Source organism: Vibrio sp. 1288 (assembly GCF_033344475.1).
The window spans coordinates 1-574 of sequence record NZ_JAWPOX010000893.1; the positions used below are offsets into that span (position 1 = coordinate 1).

At 50.2% G+C, this 574-nt stretch carries 2 protein-coding genes; both read right to left on the bottom strand.

Going from position 1 to position 574, the window contains the following annotated elements:
• Positions 1 to 418 (bottom strand): hypothetical protein (locus R8O11_RS29950; RefSeq protein ID WP_318195224.1); only part of this gene is annotated, 418 nt, incomplete at its 3' end.
• A 10-nt stretch (positions 419 to 428) separates the two neighbouring features.
• Positions 429 to 574: DUF4842 domain-containing protein (locus tag R8O11_RS29955; RefSeq protein ID WP_318195225.1), on the bottom strand; the 146-nt coding region annotated here is incomplete at its 5' end.

Consider the following 574-nt stretch of genomic DNA (forward strand, 5'->3'; position numbering starts at 1 on the left):
ACCAATTTTGCTCAGACTCTTGCGCACTCATCGGCACCCATTGCGCATAAAGATGTGTCCAGTTGCCATTCACTTCGAGCTCTACGTCACCCGCCATGTTTGGATACAACGTCGTGATACGAGATGTCGGGTCGGCAATCACATCGCCATTTGCGGTGGTATACGCCGCTTTCGAATACAAGTGCAACGCCCCCTCGGTCGAACCGGTATAATTCACAGATAAGGTAATTTTTTCACCAATATCGAATGAGAAGTCTCGTTCCGCCACGATGTCAGCCGTATTGTCGAGAACTTGAACCGATGGCGTCGGTGTTGGTGCCGGAGGCGTAGTTGAGCCACCACCTCCACCGCCGCCTCCACAAGCTACGGTTAATGCCGAAATCAACGTCGTCATAAGCAGTTTTGTAGAATGTTTCATGTCAGGCTCCTTACTGCTGAGTTGCAGGAATTACTTTGTTAGCGGTTGAGGCTTGGTACCACGTTGTTTCTGACTCGCCACTGCTGGTTACCCAAGTTGGAAAATCGGGATACGCTTTACTGATGTCGACGTTTTCAATCGGATGATCCCACTCGT